The organism is Spirosoma foliorum, assembly GCF_014117325.1.
Lineage (GTDB): Bacteria > Bacteroidota > Bacteroidia > Cytophagales > Spirosomataceae > Spirosoma > Spirosoma foliorum.
Map to the genome: position 1 here is coordinate 1,756,516 of NZ_CP059732.1, position 20,615 is coordinate 1,777,130.

Consider the following 20,615-nt stretch of genomic DNA (forward strand, 5'->3'; position numbering starts at 1 on the left):
TAGAACATATTCAGAAAGCGCAGTAGGTATGCATTGAGTAAATAAACGATAGTAATCGTTATTTTCAATGGGTAAATTGTATTTTCAAAAGAAAGATCTTAATAGGGCAAGGTAGGATCGTTTTGGTAAGATTGTCTCGGGACTACACTCCTTTAACGTATTGAGCAACCAAGTATGGCTAATCGGTCGTCAATTCCTGCGGATGAGCAACTCATGGCGCAACTCTGGACTCGGTTTCGGGCAGATGATGAGAAAGCGTTCGATCAATTGGTGGAGGCCAGGTATCGCGTATTATTTAACTACGCTACCCGGTTTACAAAAGATCGCGATCTGATTAAGGACTGTGTTCAGGATTTGTTTCTGGAACTATGGAATCGACGGAAAGCCATTGTCGATACACCTTACGTGACCATTTATTTGATTAAAGCTTTGCGGAATAATTTGTTTCGAAAGCTTCGTCGTGAACGGGGTTGGGCGCTTGCCCTTGAAGAAAGTGCCAGCCTGGACGGTCAGAGCGTAGATGAGCTGACTGCTGAAGCCAGCTGGGTAGCTGAAGAAACGCAAATCAGCACTGAGCAAAATTTACGGCAGGCCGTTGCGCAGCTGCCCAAGCGGCAGCAGGAAGTGGTGTTCCTTAAATTTTACGAAGGCCTTTCCAATGATGATATTGCTCAAGTGATGGAGGTTGAAAAACAGACCGTCGCTAATTTTCTTTATCGAGCGATGACCCAGCTACGAGATTCACTTCCCATTCGTATTTTCTCTTAGCGATCTTATAACGCAAAGAATAAATGGCCCTCTCGAGAGTTTTTAACTTTCGGGAGGGCCATTTTTGTACGTGACTCTTTCATGAAAAACTGCATTTATAGCCATTTAAGGCACATTTACTCTGTGTGCAAAAAAAATCAAGAAAATTCATAGAAATAAAGAGTATGGCCCGGAAAAGGTGGTCTACTTCCATGCAAAAAAAGGGAAATATTAACCGCACCTATGCCTGATTATTGCAAGTATACATTCGACGACTTTGTGCTGGATAGCCGGTTTCGTCAGTGGGTGCTGACCAACTCTCCTGCCGACCAGGCTTTTTGGAGCGATTGGCTGCAGGCAAATCCTGACAAAGTCGATCTGGTACTGGCTGCCCGGCAATTTGTTGGCCAGATGCATCAGGCGCAGGATGAGCTATCAGATGAAGAGTTTGACGCAGAGGTATCCCGTATTCGTGTCAATCGGGAGAAATTGCAGGATACTAATGAAGCAGAACAACAGGAAGAAGAGCAACCCCAACCGACGCCGAACCGGTTTATCGGTTGGCTACGTATTGCGGCAGTAGTGGCTTTGGTAGGCTTAGGAACAGCCGCTTTTTTTTACTGGCGCACCCCCACTACACCCCTTGCCGTATACCAGAGTACTATAGAAAAACAGGCGGGTGCATTACGGGAAATTCGAAATACAACAAATGCCAGCCAATTGGTTCGGCTTCCCGATGGTAGTAAGGTAACTCTTTATCGAGGTAGTCAGATTAGTTTTCCCCGCTCGTTTACCACACATCAACGGGAAGTCTTTCTGGTGGGAGAAGCCTTTTTTGAAATCGTCCGTCGCCCTAAACAGCCTTTTATGGTCTACACAGATCAGCTGACCACTAAAGTGCTGGGTACCAGTTTCACCGTGCGGGCCTATCCTAACGATAAGGAAGCTAAAGTGATTGTTCGAACGGGGAAGGTTTCGGTTTTTAAAACACCGCCTGCCGGGAAACTGGGCGAATTGAGTGAAAGCGAACCTGCGCTTATTCTGACGCCGAATCAACAGGTAACATTTCAGGAGCAAGATCGGCGGTTGGAGCGGTCGTTGGTTGCCTTGCCTGAACCGATTGCCACAACAACAGGACAGCCGCAAACAATGGTATTTGAGCACACACCGGTTGTAACCGTTTTTAAGAAGCTAGAAGTAGCCTATGGGATTGTCATTAATTATGATGCCGACCTCTTAACGGGCTGTGAACTAACCGCTGAGTTTGGGCCGGAGTCATTATTTGAGAAACTGGACTTGATTTGTCGCGCTACCGGATCACGCTATGAAGTGATTGATGCACAGGTGGTTATTTATAGCAAAGGGTGCCGATGAAACCATCTGGTCTGCCAGTGGACTATTGAATTTTACTACTCTAAACCTACATGAAACGTATGCCACAACTGAATCCTTCACGGCTACCTACGTAGTCTGTCTTCCGAAACCGTAAGGGTATTTCACTACTGCCTGAACGGGACTACGCGCTAATCACTGTCCTCATACACTGAATGGTCACCTGGAAGTATTCTGGGTAAGGGGATTTTTTGTGCCAATTGTAAACGAGAATCTTTCTTTATATCTATGCGAACCAATACAAAACCACGAGTGCTTTTTTCCAAAATCATGCGAATAGCATTCTATCAGGTCTTTATCCTGGTCTGGTGTTCCAGCCTGGTACTGGCCCTTGACGGAAAGGGGCAGGAGGTGCTCAATCGCCCGATTTCCGTTTCCTTCGAGAACCAACGAGTTGAACAGGCTATCAAACAGATTGGTAAACTAGCCTCAGTACGATTTATTTATAGTCCGCAAGTCATCCGGTCTGATCGGAAAGTGAATCTGTCGGTACAGAGTCAACCTCTTTCAACGGTATTAAACACACTCCTGACCCCATTACATGTTACGTATGAGGTCATTGGTTCGCAAATAATCCTCAGAAATACGAGCAGCAGCCAAAACGAAACAGAGGTTCCCGATAAAGAGGTTAGCGTAGCCGTTGCTTCCGCAGACCAAACGCTTTCGGGTACTGTAACGGACGAAAAAAATAGTCCACTACCGGGTGTAACGGTTGCAATCAAAAGCACGACTCGCGGCACAACCACTGATGCCAATGGAAAATACTCGATTGCCGTACCCGACGAAAGCGCTGTGTTAGTGTTCTCGTTTGTTGGCTACGAGCGTCAGGAGATTGTTGTAGGAAAACAAACATCTCTAAATGTTCAGCTAAAAGGCGAGGCTCGTGGTCTGGATGAAGTTGTTGTTGTTGGTTACGGTACGCAAAAGCGGGCTACCCTTAGCGGCTCGATTGCTACAATCGATAACAAAGTATTTCAGGACAGAGGTGTTGTCGATAACCCACTTTCTGCGTTACAGGGTCAAATTCCGGGCGTGATGGTTACTCGTTCGTCGGCAGCTCCGGGGCGGGCCAGCTGGAACTTTCAGATTCGGGGAGCTACGTCAACCAATGGGGCCGAACCGCTTATTCTCATCGATGGCGTAGCTGTGAGCAGTCAGGCTGCCCTGAACTCAATTAACCCAAATGACATTGAAAACATGTCGTTTCTGAAAGATGCCTCGGCTGCCATTTATGGAGCACGGGCCGCGGGTGGTGTTGTATTGGTTACGACCAAGCGGGCCAAATCGGGTAAAACGACCATTCAGTACGATGGCTCAGTGTCGCAGAAAGTGCCTGGGCTACAGCCGCATCTGATTAATGTACAGCAGTTTGGCCAAGGGTTGGTGGATGGTACGACCAACGATTATTATGGGGTGCCACCTACGTCTTTCCTTTGGTACAAATTTGGTCAACTGATGCTTAATCCGCCTGCTTCGGGCTTTATCGACTACACAAACGGCGGAACGGTGTCGGCGGCTAATAACCCGTTAAATCCCGGATTTGGCGACGTAAAAGACCAGACGTTTTTCAACACCAACTGGGTCGACGTGCTATGGGGGAACGCCACGTCGACGCAACATAACCTGAGTATTTCGGGGCGTAACGAACGCTCTGGTTACCGGGTATCGCTTGGGTATTTGAGTGATGGTAGCTTGCTCCAATGGGGTCAAAATTCGAATAGTCGATACAATATTCGCCTGACGCACGATTATCAGTTTACCAACAAGCTGAAACTTGAATCAAATATTTCGCTCGAAAAGAACGACATCATTCAGCCAACGCTGATCGGCTCTGTGATGGGGCAGTACCAGCAGCCAGGTTTCCCGGTATCGACCATTGATGGCAAACCCTATGCCTGGGGTACCCAATATAGCCCAAACTGGCAGGCCGAACTGGGCGGTGAAAACAAGGAATACAACAACCGGGTGTTTACCAATTTTCGGCTGAGTTATCAATTGAACAAGAACCTGACTCTTGTTGGACAGGCAGGGTATAATTGGACGGCTACTGACATCAAAGAACAGCAGAAGGTGATTTCGTGGTACAATTACCTGGGCACCATTCAGGCCGCAGACAACCCTACACGACCCAATTCCTACTATTGGAGACGCTTAAACAAAGATGCTTACGCTACCTTAAATGCCTATCTCAACTATGCCAAAACGTTTGCTCAGAATCATGACATCAGCGTAACTGTCGGTACCAACTACGAGCGTGACGAAGTGGACCAATACTTGGCCCGTACGAACTATGTCGCTAATGATAATGTGCCCTCGCTCAATCTGGGTATTGGCGATGCAACTACGAAAAGTGTAACGCAGGTACAGAATCACTACGCGATTGGGTCTTATTTTGCTCGGTTCAACTACGCGTTTCAACAGAAGTACCTGCTTGAAGTCAATGCCCGGTATGATGGCTCTTCGAAGTTTGACGCGTCAAATCGCTGGCAGTCTTTTTATGGTGTATCGGCTGGCTGGCGCATTTCGCAGGAAGGGTTCATGAAAGATATTTCGTTCCTGAACGACTTAAAACTGCGGGCGTCTTACGGAACTGTGGGCAACCAGAGCAATATCGGTTTATACGATTATATTCAATTGCTGAATGTATCAGCCACTACAGGAGCAACCAGTGCAGGCTTTCCAATCATCGGATCGAGTCCCGCTGTCATTGTGGCACCCACCCCTTCGCTGATTAGCCTGAATCGTACCTGGGAACGCGTTGAAACTACTAATTTTGGACTTGACTTCTCGCTTCTGAACCGGCGTCTGTCGGGTAGCTTCGATTATTTCGTCAAGCATAACCGGAACATGCTGCTGCCCCAAACCTTCCCGGGCGTATTGGGGGCTACGGCTCCGTATGCCAATATAGGGCATCTCAAAACCTGGGGCTGGGAAAGCTCGTTGCAATGGAGTGACCGGATTGGCCAGTTTGGCTATCGAATTGGGGGTAGTTTGACCGACAACCAAAACATATTACTCAATTTCGGTGGAGCCAACGTTATAAATCAGGGTTATAATGCAAACGTTGAAGGCTATGCCCTCGGCTCGTATTTCGGACTTGAATACGCAGGGCGTATCCAGACAGCGGAACAGTTGGCGGCTGCACGCGCGCTGTCGCCCGGTAACAACGTCAGCATGCCCCTTACGACATCGACCTTACCCGGTGTTCGCCTTGGCGACAATATGTTCAAAGACCTGAACGGGGATGGTAAACTAACCGTACCCGGCGATTTGAAATACCTGGGACGCGATGACCCTCGCTATAGCTTTGCGCTGAATCTGGGTGCCGACTGGAAAGGGTTTGATTTTCAGGCTGTTTTTCAGGGAGTAGGTCAGCGGACGATCTTCCGGGAAGGAAACTGGCGGGTACCTTTTGGTTCGATTTTCCAGGGACAAACTGATTTCTGGGTTGGCAAAACCTGGACACCGACCAATACGGATGCTTATTATCCGATTCTGTCGACGGGCCAAAACGCAACGACCTATAATGCCTACAACTATCAGATTTCGGACTGGTCGGTGGAAAACGGGGCTTATGTACGCCTGAAAAATCTGGTTGTTGGCTATACATTGCCGGTGAGCATCACCAAAAAGATTAAGGTTGACCGGCTTCGGGTGTATTACTCGGGTAACGATTTGTGGGAGATCACCCATATCCGTGATGGTTGGGACCCCGAAGCGACTCGCAACGTAGGCCGGGCCAACAGTGAATCTACGTTTTCTCGTTACCCTTTCTTTCGGTTGCATACTGTAGGCGTAAACCTGACCTTTTAATGTACTCGGTTGCCGTAGATCAGAATGTTGAATTCCGGTCTGCTGAAAGCCTAAATAACTTCTTATCCTGATGAAATTCTTTCGAAAACTATACCTCTCTTTGCTGGCGGGTGCGTTGATGCTGACGCAAAATAGCTGCAACAAAGTCCTGGATTTAGATCCGCTCGACCAGCTTTCGGATGCTGCTTACTGGCAAACGGCTAATGACTTTATGCTGGCTGCCAATCAGTTCTATGTCTACGAGCGTTCGTTTATTGATGTGCTCTACGACGCAAACGGGTCCACACAAAACTACCATTCTGACCTGAAAAGCGACTTTGCTGCCGGGCAGAATGCCTATAGCCGTGGACTGAATACCGTGCCGACAACCGATGCCAATTACAATAATAACTACAATAGAATCCGTACAATCAACTACTTGCTCGATAAAGCAGCTACCTATGGTAATCAGGCCGAAATTGCGAAGTATGTAGCGGAAGCTAAATTTTTTCGGGCGTATGTATATTTCGATTTGCTACAGATTTTCGGTGGTGTACCCATTGTGAGTAAGTCGCTGGGCACTACATCTCCTGAACTACAGGCACCCAGGAATACACGGGATGAAGTAGTCGATTTTATCCTCAAAGATCTGAACGAAGCCATTGCAGCTTTACCCGCCAAAATAGCTCAGAACGTATCGACTGAGCAGGGGCGGGTTAACAAAGAATCGGCACAGGCATTCCTGGGTCGGGTAGCCTTATATGAAGGCACCTGGCAGAAATTCCGGAACAACACTGCCCGCGCCAATACCCTACTCGATGCATCGGTTGCCGCCAGTGGAGCCGTTATTACAGGAGCACAATACCAACTGTTTGCACCAGCAACTTTGGGCGATTCGGCACAGAAGTATCTGTTTATTCTGGAGAACCAGAAATCGAATCCGGCCAACCTTACCAAAAGTGCGAACAACGAGTATATTCTGGCCAATCGGTACGACTGGACGCTCCGGCAAATCCGCCAGAACGTATCGCGGCAGGCACAGGTACTGGGACCGACTAAAAACTTTGTCAATCAGTTTTTATGTCAGGATGGGTTGCCGATTGAGAAATCACCGCTATTTAAAGGCTATGCAACCATGAATTCGGAGTTTCAGAACCGGGAAAATCGGATGAAATATACCCTCAAGGTGCCAAATGGCTATTACTGGTTTGGTGTCAACAACCCTCGGGTCGACTGGACCAGCGGACCGGCTGATCGGGCAACTGCTTATGCATCGCCGTTTAAGCCCTATGCCAACGGCCTTAGCGGCTACGGTCATCAGAAATGGATTTCAGAACGGGCGGTGGCTGATAACGAAGAAGGCTACGATTACCCCGTTATCCGGTATGCCGAAGTACTGCTAAATTATGCCGAAGCGGTATTTGAACGGAACGAAACGATCACTGATGCCGATTTAGACAAATCACTAAATCTGGTTCGGCAACGCGTTAATAAAACGATGCCTAAGCTGAGCAATGCCTTCGCTCAGACGAACGGCTTGGATATGCGCACCGAAATTCGTCGGGAACGCAACGTAGAGTTGTTTTATGAGGGATTTCGGGTAGATGATGTCAAACGATGGGCCGCTGCTGACCTGATGAAACAACCCTTAGTTGGCATTAAGTGGACGGGGACAGAATATCAAACACTCTGGCCTTCACAATCCTCGACCGCGAAAGATGCGGATGGCAATATTATCGTGGATGGTAGCCGCTCATTTAGCGATAAAAACTACCTGCTCCCGATTCCTACGCAGCAGATTCAGTTGAACGCACAGCTTACCCAGAATCCCGGTTGGTAAGCAACTAATTCCTTTTTTAGATAACTCTCGTTAAGGCCATTCCGTGATGTAGTAACCTCATGTTGGGTGGCCTTAACTATGCCCTTCCCTCAATAATTTCTTTCCTAAATCGACCATGAATCTACATTTCTCCTTCATCGGCTGGGGTAGGGGGCTTAGTGCCTTCCGACAGCTCATCTGCCTTATTTTACTGCTCTTATCAGTAACTGATTCGCTTCTGGCTCAGTCGTTTGTTCACCCCGGACTGTTGCATAAACAGAGTGATTTCAACAGGATGAAAACCAAAGTGACTGCAAACGCTCAACCCTGGAAAGCCGGTTGGGATGTATTGACGGCCAATTCGAACTCGTCGTTGACACGGGCCTTTACCAATCCGATTCCTGCCATTATCTACCGTGGTTTCGATGGGACAAATACGGAAAACTACGCGTCCTTATTCCGCGATGCAGGGGCGGCTTACCAGACGGCGCTTCGGTGGAAAATCTCGGGCGATGATGCCTATGCCGAAAAATCCATTGCTATTCTGAATGCATGGTCGGCCAGTATGACAACCATTAGCGGTACATCCGACCGGTTTCTGCTGGCGGGTATTCAAGGGTATCAACTGGCCAATGCCGCCGAGATAATGCGCTCCTACAGCGGCTGGGCTCCTGCCGATTTAGCGCGGTTTCAAAACTGGATGCTGACCGTATGGTATTCCATGAACCACGATTTCCTGGTTAACCACAACGGGGCCTGTATCAGCAATTATTATGCGAACTGGGATCTGTGCAATATGGCGTCCATGCTCAGCATCGGGGTTCTCTGCGACCGTCGCGACATCTATAACGAAGCTGTCGAGTACTTTAAAAATGGGGCCGGGATGGGCTCCATCAAGAATGTAGTCCCGTATGTATTTGGCGATTTAGGCCAATGGCAGGAGAGTGGCCGCGATCAGGGGCATACGGTTTTGGGCGTAGCGCTGGCAGGTTCATTTTGCGAAATGGCCTGGAATCAGGGCGACGATCTATATGGGTACGACGACAACCGACTCCTGAAAGGGTTTGAATACATTGCCAAATATAACCTGGGATACGAAGTTCCTTATTCAACCTATAGCAACTGTATTGGTGTTGTTCAGCCGATTGTATCCGAAGATCAGCGTGGAAACCTTCGCCCGGTCTGGGAACTGGTGTATAATCACTACGTAAATCGCAAGGGATTGTCGGCTCCTTATACAGCACGCTTTGCACAGATTGTTCGGCCCGAAGGGGGAGGAGGTAATTTTGGCCCCAATAGCGGTGGGTACGACCAGTTGGGTTTTGGTACGTTAGCTTTTTCGCTCGATGAACCAGTAAAACCTACTAATCAGACGATTACTTTCCCGGCTATTCCTAACAAAGAGTTTGGAGCTCTTGACTTCTCTCCGGGTGCTACGGCAAGTTCAGGATTGCCCGTCGTTTATTCAAGCTCGAATCCAGTCGTCGCGTCGGTCAATGCCGATGGAACCATTCATGTCTCGAAGCCTGGAACTACAACCATCATTGCCCAGCAAATGGGCGACAGCCAGTATAATCTGGCTCCCGTTGTTTACCAGACATTAACGGTCAATCAGATTCCGGGCGTTACCGATGGCACCTGGACGAATACAGCAGGAATCACCACGACTGCGATTTCTTCGACCGCTGGTAGTGCTAATCTGCTCTGGCCGGGTCAGACATTCGTGGTGGGCGATCTGGTGCGGCTAACCGGTATGATTCCCGGTGGTTTTGTCACGAACACAAATTATTCGGTAGTAGCAGTCAATGGCTCGTCGATTCAGCTTTCGTTACGTCCGGGTGGCACAGCAGTAGTAGCGACTACATCGATCACGAATGGAACGGGTAACCGATTCCTGAAATGGTCGACGGCTGCCAACTGGAGCAATTTGGTGATTCCGAGTGGTGTTCAAGCCAACGCTACGTTTGGCGCAACCAGCTATGCGAATATCGGGGGTGTAACCCTGGACGGCACCATTACGATCGGTACGCTGACCTATGCGGCCAACGGGACGTCGGAACTGACGCTGGCCAGCGGTCAAAATGGCGGAACACTAAACTTTCAAACGCTGTCGGGTACACCGAGTATCAACATGATCAATACGGGCGCTCGCAAACTTTTCCTAGGCAATGCCAATAACAATTCACGAGCACCGCTAAAAATTGCCGGAACACAGGGACTTAAAATCACGACGCCCATCTACGGAGGAAGCAGCTCGTACGCGGGCTTACGCATACAGGCTGCAATGGATTGGAGTGGATTGCAGGGAGGTATCAGTCTGTCGCAAGGGACCATTGAACTTCACAACACAACCAATAGCCTAACGGATGCCAACAACGTGCTGCTTCCACCTACCCGGCTGACAATGGGGACGGATGCCACCGCTGTGCTGGTATACAACGGCGCGAATCTGTACGCCAATAAACAAACGATCGGCGCCCTCGACGGTACGTCTGATGCGTACATCATCTCACGCAGCAACCTGACAAATGGAGCCTCTACATTGGTGGTGGGTGTAGACAATCTGGATGGAACGTTTGATGGTACTATTGGTTCTGGCCCAACAGCGGATGCCGTGGATAAGGGGCGGGTAAATCTGGAAAAGACCGGAACGGGTACGCAAACTATCACCGGCTCGATCAAGAATGGCACCACGACGATCAACGGTACGCCTTATTACTCAACCGTAACCGTGAATAGTGGAAAGCTGGTGTTGACTGGTGCCAACGACTATCAGGGTGTAACAACGGTCAATAGTGGCACGTTAGTCGTTACTGGATCGTTGGCAAGTCCTGTTTCGGTTACGGGTGGTACGCTTACGGGGGGCGGTCATACGAGTTCATCCATTACGATTGGCAGTGGCGCGTTTGTGGCTCCCGGCAATGGCATAGGTACATTTACCACATCGGCTTCGTTGAATCTGGCTGGAGGATCAACCTACCAGTTGGAGTTGAATAGCAACGACAACCAGGCTGATAAACTGGTAACCAATGGCGTTACAATCAACGGAGGGAATTTGGTCAGTAGCGATTTAGGAAATGCAGGTACGCTCCCGGTTGGAACCAGCTATATTATTATTGACAACACGTCGGATGCGCCGATTACGGGAACATTCAATGGCCTGGCTGAAGGAAGTGATATCCAGATCGGAAGCATTCGTTTTCAGATAACATATCAGGGCGGCACCGGCAACGATATTGCCTTAGTGGTACCGAAACAGACACAGACGATCACCTTTGCAACACTATTGCCTAAAAAAGTGGGCGATGCGGACGTTGATCCAGCCGCAACGGCCAGTTCTGGTTTAATCGTTAGTTATGCCAGTTCGAATACGGGCGTGGCCACTATTGTCAATGGTAAAATTCATCTGGTTGGTCCGGGGTCAACAACTATTACTGCTTCACAGCCCGGTGACGCCACCTATACGGCTGCAGCCTCAGTCGATCAGATACTTAGTGTAACCTTGGCGGCCCTGGTAAAAGTAAAATCGCTGGATGGCGATAACGGTCAGACAACCAACAACGTAATTCGCCCCTATCTGACGCTGGTTAACGAAGGGTCTACGCCTGTTCCCTACAGCGAACTGACGGCGCGTTACTGGTTTACAGCGGAGAATTTTGCGGGCATTAACACCTGGATCGATTATGCACAGTTGGGTAATAGTACGGTGCAACTGAAGTACGTGGTTTTGGATCAGCCCCGAAATGGTGCATTGGGCTATATCGAGTATAGTTTTACATCAGCGGCTGGTAATCTGGCAGCAGGTGGTAATTCCGGCCCCATTCAGTCCCGATTCGCCAATACAGACTGGACAGACCTGACCGAAACCGACGATTATTCATTTAAAGCTCAATCAAGCTATGCTGAAAATGATCGTATTACGCTCTATCGAAATGGAACACTGATTTGGGGGACAGAGCCTGCTGTTGTTGCTCCGGTGGTCAAGCTGAAAGTTTATTCTGAGAATAAAAACTATAATACCGGTAGCAATTCGATCAGCACGTATCTGAAAATCACGAATGAAGGAAATGTGCCCGTGTCTTACGGTGATGTTGCCGTTCGATATTGGTTTACAGCCGAGGGTACGCAGAACCTCAACTACTGGATCGATTACGCCAAACTGGGTAATTCAGCTGTGACAGGACAATTTGTTCGAAATGTGGGCCGCACAAATGCCGATACCTATTTCGAGTTAAAGGTAAATCCGATTATTGGCAGCCTGTATCCAGTAAGCAATACGGGCAATATTCAATATCGTATTGCCAAAGCCGATTGGTCGAACTTCAACGAAACGAACGATTTTTCGTATAAACCGGCTGGCACAATGGCTGAAAACGCTAACGTAACGATCTATTACAAAGGTCAACTGATTTACGGAACAGAGCCCGCATCGGGTGCTCGTTTGGCGGCTGACCATACAGATAATCCGCTTAAACTAACGGTGTTGGGGAACCCGGTCATTGGCGATCAGGCGCTGATTGACATTCAGGGTGCTTCCGGAAAACGAGTTACCCTAACGTTGACAGACATGAATGGTACATCCTTGCATGAACTGATTCTTGAGCCAACCGAGGTTGAGCAGCCACAGCGTATTCCCATGCGTTATCAGGCCGGGGTTTATTTACTCAGGGCGGTTACAACTGGGGGAAGCGCGAATGTCAAACTAATCAAGCCGTAAGTCGAGCCGTGGTCCGAAGCCGTTGTTGATGGTATGAACACAGAGGGGCCACATCGGCCCCTCTGTGTTCATAAAAGAGCCTGAAAAATAGGCAAGCTTTTTATTGGTAAAAAAAGAGTATGAGTCGTTGGGGGCGGTCTACTTCATGGCGAAAATGGCGTCTTGCAAAGGCATGCTTAGTTAATTCTTATGACTCAGTTTAGTATCACCCTTACCTTCCGATGGCTCATGGCTCTTGGGGCCATATGCCAGTCGTTTATGGTACAGGCTCAATACCCCGGCCAGGCATCCGACAAATTGAAGGTGGCTGTAACGGTACCCATTAAGGCCTACAGCTTCAATCTTCAGGATGTTCGGGTAACGAAAGGACCATTCAAGGAAAATATGGAGCGAGAAGGTAAGTGGCTGCTTTCACTACCAGTCGATCGGTTAATGCACAGCTTTCGGGTCAATGCAGGGATGAATACGCCAAAGCCCGGAAGCCCGACCAAAATGCCGAAACCATTAGGGGGCTGGGAAGGGCTGGATATGGAGTTGCGCGGTCATAGCATCGGTCATATCCTGTCTGGATTAGCGCTGCAACACGCATCGACGGGCAACGAGGTATTTAAGAAAAAAGGAGATAGCCTCGTAACCGCACTGGCCGAAGTTCAGAGCGTATTAAATCAGGATGGTTACCTGAGCGCCTATCCACAACAGTACATCGATCGTAATATTGCCGCGACGTCCGTCTGGGCACCCTGGTACACCCTTCATAAACTATTTGCTGGTCTGACAGATCAATACACCTATGCCGGTAATCAGCAGGCGTTGGCTATTGAGAGCAAGATGGCATCCTGGGCAAACAAAAAACTTTCCCCCCTGTCAGCTGAGCAGTTACAGAAAATGCTTCGGAACGAATTTGGCGGCATGAACGATGCCTTTTTCAATCTCTATGCGTTAACGGGCAATCCCGACCATCTGAAACTGGCGCAGCTTTTCTACCATAAAGCCGCTCTGGAACCGCTGGAAGCCGGGAAAGACAATCTGAATAAAGCCCATGCGAATACGTTTATTCCAAAACTGGTTGGCGAGGCACGGGATTATGAATTAACGGGTAATGAGAAAGCCAAAACGGCCGCTACGTTTTTCTGGAATACAGTCGTTCAGCATCACACCTACGCCCACGGAGGCAACAGCGACAAAGAACACTTCTTTGAGCCAGATAAAATCTCGGAACACCTGACTGGCAATACCAGCGAAACCTGTAATACCTATAACATGCTCAAACTGACTCGGCACCTGTTTACCTGGTCGGCGGAGGAAAAATACGCGGAGTATTACGAACGGGCGCTGTATAATCACATTCTGGGTCAGCAAGATCCAGAGTCGGGCATGGTTTGCTATTTCACGCCCATGAAACCGGGTGCGTATCGACTCTACAGTACGCCCGATCAGTCGTTCTGGTGCTGCGTTGGATCAGGATTTGAAAGCCAGTCGAAATTTGGCGAAGCCATTTATTACCACAACGATACAGGTGTTTTTGTCAATCTGTTTATCCCGTCCGAACTAACCTGGAAAGAGAAAGGCGTTTCCATTGTGCAGGATACGAACTTTCCGGAAGAAGCAACGACCCGCCTGACGATTCAGACAAAAGCGCCGATTCATATGCCACTGTATCTGCGGTATCCGGCCTGGGCTACGGCAGGCGTTACGCTAAACGTGAATGGCAAAGCCGTAACCGTGAAGCAGCAGCCGGGTAGTTATATCACCGTCGATCGGGTCTGGAGGGCTGGCGACCAGGTTGAGCTTACCTACCCAATGACACTTCGGCTGGTACAGACAAATGACAATCCGAATGTAGCGGCTGTTGCTTACGGACCAATCGTGCTGGCGGGTGAAGCAGGCAAGGAAAATATGAAGGGTACCGCGCCGTTTCATGATCCGGCTGATCCGTATCAGTACTATGGCTATGATTATACCATTCCTGAAACCGTATCCCACACGATTGATACGGAAGGTAAGCCAGTTACTTCTTGGTTAAAACCAGTCGTTGGAAAACCTTTAACGTTCCAAACCGCAACTGCTACAGCTAACAAACCTATTGAACTGGAACCCTATTACAAAGTCCATCAGCAGCGCTATGTAGTTTACTGGGATTTAAAATGAACTAAAATGACTGCTCCGTTTCATCAGATTGTATCGATTATCCTGTTGGCTGTTTCGTTAACAACAGCAGCGCCTAAGCCTACCATTTATCAGTCGAATTCGCCTGACGGGAAAACGCGTATAGAGGTTGCCGTTAGTGATCGAAAGGTATTGATTTATCGGATTCTATCCGCCAATGAACCCGTGCTGAACTGGTCGTCGCTTGGTTTTCAATTAAACGGTGAGGCTGTTGGTCAAAACGTAGCTATCAAAAAACAGAGCCTTCGGTCCCATAAAGAGCAGTTTGCGTGGCCACTGGGTGAAAACGATCTCATTCAGAATAACTACAACGAGTTGATTCTCGATTGCCAGTCGGGAGCTATAGCGTTTCAGATCATTGCCCGTGTGTTCGATGGTAGCGTGGCGTTCCGGTATGTGTTGCCGAAGCAGAAAGGTACCGAAGTTGGCCTGATACGAGAAGAACATACGACTTTCGTACTGACGGATAAGTACACGATTTATCAGTATAATGAAGAGACTGTGTTTACGCCAACGGTGCTTACCGACCTGCAAAAGACGTCGGATTTTCCGTCGACGCTCACAAATGGCCGTTTCTTTTTGTCGATTGGGGAGGCCGATAATCAAAGTTATGCGAAATCGGTGCTGACAAAAGGAGTTTATCCGAATTCGCTTTCGGTTGCCTTTCATAAGGATTCCGTTAAAACGAAGGCGGATTTTCGGACGCCCTGGCGCACGATCAGTATAGCGACATCGGCAATTGGGTTGCATCAGTTTAGCGATCTTCCCTTGCGACTCTGTGCACCAATGGCACCGTCTGTTCCGAATTGGATTAAACCGGGTAAACTGATTCGCTCATCGCTCACTACGCAGGGAGGTTTGAATTGCATCGACTTTGCCGCCAAACATAATCTTCAATACATTATGTTCGATGCGGGCTGGTATGGAGCTGAGTTTCGCACGACGTCTGATCCAACACAGGTAATTTCGGCCATTGATATGCCGAGAGTGATTCAGTACGGAAAGGAGAAAGGACGGTCCGGCGCTCCGGTTGGTGTGATTCTGTACGTTAACCGAGTTGCGCTTCGGGCCCGGCTCGACGAACTTTTGCCTTTGTACAAAAAATGGGGCGTTGCCGGACTTAAGTTTGGGTTCGTTGACGGTTTAACGCAGGAAGGGATTACCTGGCTGGCCGGTGCCATTAAAAAAGTGTACGACTACGGCTTTATCCTTGATATTCACGATAATTACAAACCAACCGGACTCAGCCGAACGTATCCGAATCTGCTCACGCAGGAAGGCATTCGGGGCAACGAAAACAACCCTGATGCGTTTCATAATACTGTTTTACCATTTACCCGTTTTCTGGCGGGTGCTGCCGACTACACGTTCTGTTACCCAAATACGAATCGATACTTCACCGACAATCTCTACAAGACCAAACTACAGGTTAGTAAAGGGCAGCAACTTGCCTTATCGGTCGTGTATTTCAGTCCGTTGCAAGCTATTTTCTGGTACGGCAATCCAACCGACTACAATGATGAGGGTGAGATTGAATTCTTCAGTCGGGTACCAACGGTCTGGAACGAAAGCCATTATCTGGCGGGTGAAATCGGCAACTATATTAGCGTCGCCCGCCGACAGGGCAAAACGTGGTATGTGGGTTCGGCGGCTGGCTTAGCTGACTGGACAGGAACGATACCCCTTCATTTTCTGGAATCAGATAAGTTGTATCAGGCCACCGTTTATGAGGACGATTCAGTAGGAGGGGTTCACAAGCGGGTCGTCGACGTAAAACGAGGAGATTCGATTCCGGTTAGTCTGAAGGCTAAAGGTGGTCAGGCGATTATCATTGACGAAAAAAACTAACCTCATTTTATCCGTTGTGGCCAACAAGTAGAAAAGTATGCGTATCAATATAGTTGTTCTGAAAGGGGTAGTTCTGTGGCTGTGTCTGGGGTTCCCGGCTTATTCACAGGTATGGCAATGGTCAGTGCCTGTTCAGACTGTAATTTCATCGGAGACGAACGATCACCCACAGGCTTTTTTATGGATTCCGGACAATTGTACCTACGTGAGAGGGGTTGTTGTTGGGCAGCATAACATGCTCGAAGAAGGCATTTTTGAACACGCCGACTTTCGGAAAACCATGACCAAACTGGGCTTTGCTATCGTTTGGGTAACGCCCCTGTTTAACCAGACATTTGATTGGCAGGCATCGGGCAAGACGAAAGGGGCAGGTGTTGAATTTACCGACATGATGATGCAATTAGCGCAAGTGTCGGGCTATTCGGAATTGACAATTGCGCCTGTTGTTCCATTGGGTCATTCGGCACTAGCCAGCTATCCCTGGAATTTTGCCGCCTGGAATCCTGGGCGAACGTTGGCGGTCATTTCGGTACATGGCGATGCTCCTCAAACCAAGTTGACCGGTAGCGGTCGGCCCAATCCCGATTGGCAGGGGCATACCCTTGACGGAGTCCCTGGCCTAATGGTCATGGGCGAGTACGAGTGGTGGGAGGATCGACTCACTCCAGCTTTTGCTTACGTAGCCAAACACCCTAAAACCCCCTTCAGTCTACTGGCCGATGCGGGCCGAGGTCATTTCGACAATTCGGATGCGATGGTTCGCTTTCTGGCACTGTACATTGAAAAAGCGGCCGCATACCGATTGCCTCAAAAAACGGGGCAGCAGGATTCTGTTGTCCTGAAACCCATTGACCCACAGCGAGGCTGGCTGATGGATCGCTGGCGGAAGGACAGTGTAGCTACGGCGGCACCTGCGCCTTATCTGGCTTATAAAGGAGACAAACACGTAGCGAGCTGGTGTTTCGATAAGGCAATGGCCGAGGCTACCGAAGCGATTTATGCACGGGTGAGAGCTAAACAATCGCAACAACTGGGATTCGTACAGAACGGACAATTCCTGAAACCAACGAAAACACACGCGAACTATCAGCTACAGTTTTCACCCGATGCCGACGGAATCACCTTCCACCTGAAAAGCGCGTTTACCGATACATCCCCGGCATCGGCCCATCCCCATACGCACATCTCGATCGACCGAATTTGTGGCCCGGTTCGCAAACTGAACGACACGACTTTTCAGCTCAGCTTTTATCGCATGGGCTTCAACAACCCCAAACGGACAAACGACATCTGGTTACTAGCCTCTAATGATGGTGATCAACGCTACAAAAGCATTGTTCAACAGGCTGATCTACGTTTCCCCGTTGCCAATAAGGAAGGTAAACCACAAACGATTACGTTTCCGACCATCCCTGATCAGAAAATAGGTGTGAAGTCAGTAGCCCTCAAGGCAGTGTCGGACGCTGGTATGCCTGTGCAGTATTATGTGAAAGAAGGACCGGCCATCGTTCAAGGCAATCAACTGATTTTTACGCCTATTCCACCACACAGTAAACGGCCAATAAACGTAACGGTAGTTGCCTGGCAATACGGAACGAGTATCGGGCCGAAGGTACAATCGGCAACACCAGTAGAGCGAACATTTTTGATGTTGTAACGCGGACATCCTGTCCGCAAGTTCGTGAGCGAAGTTGTCGCTAACGACTATATGACCAAGACAGTGCGGACATCCTGTCCGCGTTACCTCAACAAACCTATTAACCAACGAAATACAAGTGAATCACCCCCTGAAACCTTACCTGTTCCTCGTAATTTTTTCGTTGTTGTGGCCTTCCATATCCTTACAAGCCCAAACACCGAAAGCTCATCCCTACCTCTTCTACACCCCACAACGGACTGAGCGACTCAAAGAGCGTATCAAAACCGATACATTGCTGGCCAATCGCTGGCAGGCCATCCGGAAACGGTGCGATCAATGGCTTTCAGAACCTAAAGGGGGGAACATGGAACAACTGGCGCTGGCCTACACCATGACGGGCGAGAAACGTTACGCTGATCGCGCGAGAACCTTACTCAATGAATTGGTAGGACGTGCGTTTTGGGATGGTATGGACGACCGGACACCTCGCTGGAACGCTGGGCTGGGTACCAGCCATAGCAACTGGACTGCATCGGTTACCTACGACGCGATTTATACGGCGTTGACCAGCGAGGAGCGGAAAACGATTGCCGACCGCATCGTAAAGCTGGGTATCGACCCTTCGATTGCCGACTGGGTTTCGAAGGATAAGCGCATCCAGTCGCTCAACAACATGGGCCATAACTGGTGGGCAGCGGTGGTTTTTGAGGCTGGGATTGCCTCGCTGGCCGTGATGAACGAAGTGCCTCAGGCTAAAAAATGGGCTGCCGATATCATGCAGGATAGCCGTCAATGGTTTGCCTTTGCGGGTAGTGTGCTCGAAAACAAACCCGCCAATTTTGATCAGGCGGGTGGCTTTTATGAAAGTGTCAATTATGCTAACTACGGCGTATCGGAATACCTACTATTTCGGGTAGCGTATACGAGTGCAGTAGGTGCTGTTAAAATGCCTTATGATGACCTCCTGAAAAAAACGGTTGATTGGTTCATTAATGCATCGTATCCACGTGCTGGAAAACCGCTGATGTCGCTCAATTTTGGTGATAGCAATGACTTTGCCAACGGCGATCGGCCTGCCAAACTGCTGATTGCGTTAGGGATGGGAAACGATGATTATTACTGGTATTTACAACAGACATCCAGAAGTCGGTTTGGCGAAGATTTAAGCCCAAATACGCCTATGGGCTTGCTTTATCAGCCCGAATCGAAGTTGATCCCTACAATTCCCAGTCTGCCAACCGCTGCCTTGTACTCCTCAATGGGCTGGGGCATGCTCCGAAATTCCTGGAAACCAGACGCTACCCTGCTAGGTGTAAAATGCGGGAGTACCTGGAATCACGCCCATGCCGATGCGGGTTCGTTTGTGCTGTATCACAAAGGCGAATACCTGCTTATCGATGGGGGAGACGTAGGCTACGGTAATCCTGAATACAGCAGTTATTTTGTAACGAGTTGGGCACACAACGTATTGATGTTCAATGGGGAGGCTCAGGATTCACGTGATCAGTATAATGCGGTGAAAAATCCCGGACGGCTTTACAACCTGATTGATGGGGACAACCTGAAGTACCTACTGGCCGACGCAACTGGACCGACGTCCCGAAACTTTCTGCGGAACTACCGTAATTTCCTCTGGATCGGTAATGTAATTCTGGTGATCGATGACGTAAGAACCTACGACATTGGCAAGTTTGATTACCTGCTCCATTTTGCCGACAAAGCGGTTAAGCGCGGCCCTGATTTCGAAATTACGAAAGACAGCGCAGCCATCCTTTTCCGGCCACTGTATCCCGAAATGCTGCCGCTGGGTTATCCGCACGATCTGCCCGAAAAAATGAAATTTCGGACGGAATATGGCCTGAAAGACCGGACTACCAATGTGCAAATTCCGTACTACGTGCTGTCGCCCCCGGAGAAAACCGACCGCACCAAGTTTGTCAATGCCATTCTATTGCTGGACGAAACCAATCGATCGATCCAAACCGCAACGGGTTCGTCGGGGGCAAGTGGTGGAGCCGGGCGGAGTAATTTACCCATCATCGAGAAGTTTGAAGGCACAAATTACCTCGGTGTTCGCATCACGCAGAACAAGCAGGTTACCGAAGTGTATATCAATCTATTGGCCGACGGTCGATTGATGCACCGCAATGCGAATGCAATTATGAACAATTGGGAAACTGACGCCTACATTTCGGCGGTAACATTTCCAGAAGGCGCTGACCGACAGGACCCAGCACAACTGTCATCATTCTTTATCAGCAATGGTAGTTATCTACGACGAGCTGGAAAGCCGATCCTGAGTTCTCTCTCTAAGGTATTTATGTACGCGGCTAAAACCGGAAATCAGTTGGATGTACAGCTACAGGGTCAGCCGTTGATCGAGGCTTCGTTGGGCTTTGAGAAAGTGGGGAAACTAACGGTCAATACGAAGATCGTGTCTCCACAATACGACTCGGACAAACTACTGCGGATTGAGATTGATGAAACGAAATAAT

Annotated in this window: 9 protein-coding genes; all 9 read left to right on the forward strand. The window is 49.0% G+C overall.

Features of this window, described 5'->3' with window-relative positions:
- Positions 1-174 precede the first annotated feature (174 nt).
- The 9 genes from H3H32_RS07095 to H3H32_RS07135 all read left to right on the forward strand — a co-directional run bounded on the left by H3H32_RS07095 (position 175) and on the right by H3H32_RS07135 (position 20,614).
- Positions 175-768 carry an RNA polymerase sigma factor gene (locus tag H3H32_RS07095; protein ID WP_182462042.1) on the forward strand — a complete coding sequence of 198 codons (594 nt, stop codon included), beginning with the start codon at positions 175-177 and terminating at the stop codon, positions 766-768.
- Positions 769-990: 222 nt separating this feature from the next.
- Entirely contained in the window at positions 991-2,121 is a 1,131-nt protein-coding gene (locus tag H3H32_RS07100; RefSeq protein WP_182462043.1) for a FecR family protein, read from the forward strand.
- 288 nt (positions 2,122-2,409) lie between these two features.
- The gene (locus H3H32_RS07105; RefSeq protein ID WP_182462044.1) at positions 2,410-5,952 is read left to right on the forward strand and encodes a TonB-dependent receptor; all 3,543 of its coding nucleotides are present in this window, start codon (positions 2,410-2,412) and stop codon (positions 5,950-5,952) included.
- 70 nt (positions 5,953-6,022) lie between these two features.
- Entirely contained in the window at positions 6,023-7,771 is a 1,749-nt protein-coding gene (locus H3H32_RS07110; RefSeq protein WP_182462045.1) for a RagB/SusD family nutrient uptake outer membrane protein, read from the forward strand.
- A gap of 115 nt (positions 7,772-7,886) precedes the next feature.
- Complete coding sequence (locus tag H3H32_RS07115; protein ID WP_182462046.1) at positions 7,887-12,467, forward strand: cellulose binding domain-containing protein; 4,581 nt, start codon at positions 7,887-7,889, stop codon at positions 12,465-12,467.
- Positions 12,468-12,656: 189 nt separating this feature from the next.
- The gene (locus H3H32_RS07120) at positions 12,657-14,615 is read left to right on the forward strand and encodes a glycoside hydrolase family 127 protein (RefSeq protein ID WP_182462047.1); all 1,959 of its coding nucleotides are present in this window, start codon (positions 12,657-12,659) and stop codon (positions 14,613-14,615) included.
- Positions 14,616-14,621: 6 nt separating this feature from the next.
- On the forward strand, positions 14,622-16,481 hold the full coding sequence (locus H3H32_RS07125) for a glycoside hydrolase family 97 protein (protein ID WP_182462048.1): 1,860 nt from the start codon (positions 14,622-14,624) through the stop codon (positions 16,479-16,481).
- A 37-nt stretch (positions 16,482-16,518) separates the two neighbouring features.
- On the forward strand, positions 16,519-18,138 hold the full coding sequence (locus H3H32_RS07130) for an alpha/beta hydrolase family protein (protein WP_182462049.1): 1,620 nt from the start codon (positions 16,519-16,521) through the stop codon (positions 18,136-18,138).
- A gap of 118 nt (positions 18,139-18,256) precedes the next feature.
- Positions 18,257-20,614: a heparinase II/III domain-containing protein gene (locus tag H3H32_RS07135; protein ID WP_240543681.1), complete on the forward strand. Its 2,358-nt coding sequence runs from the start codon at positions 18,257-18,259 to the stop codon at positions 20,612-20,614.
- The last annotated feature ends 1 nt before the right edge of the window (position 20,615 follow it).

Coding starts and splice junctions, on each gene's coding strand:
- H3H32_RS07100 (WP_182462043.1), top strand. CDS start 991: ATGCCTGATTATTGCAAGTATACATTCGACGACTTTGTGCTGGATAGC.
- H3H32_RS07120 (WP_182462047.1), top strand. CDS start 12,657: ATGACTCAGTTTAGTATCACCCTTACCTTCCGATGGCTCATGGCTCTT.
- H3H32_RS07125 (WP_182462048.1), top strand. CDS start 14,622: ATGACTGCTCCGTTTCATCAGATTGTATCGATTATCCTGTTGGCTGTT.
- H3H32_RS07095 (WP_182462042.1), top strand. CDS start 175: ATGGCTAATCGGTCGTCAATTCCTGCGGATGAGCAACTCATGGCGCAA.
- H3H32_RS07110 (WP_182462045.1), top strand. CDS start 6,023: ATGAAATTCTTTCGAAAACTATACCTCTCTTTGCTGGCGGGTGCGTTG.
- H3H32_RS07130 (WP_182462049.1), top strand. CDS start 16,519: ATGCGTATCAATATAGTTGTTCTGAAAGGGGTAGTTCTGTGGCTGTGT.
- H3H32_RS07115 (WP_182462046.1), top strand. CDS start 7,887: ATGAATCTACATTTCTCCTTCATCGGCTGGGGTAGGGGGCTTAGTGCC.
- H3H32_RS07105 (WP_182462044.1), top strand. CDS start 2,410: ATGCGAATAGCATTCTATCAGGTCTTTATCCTGGTCTGGTGTTCCAGC.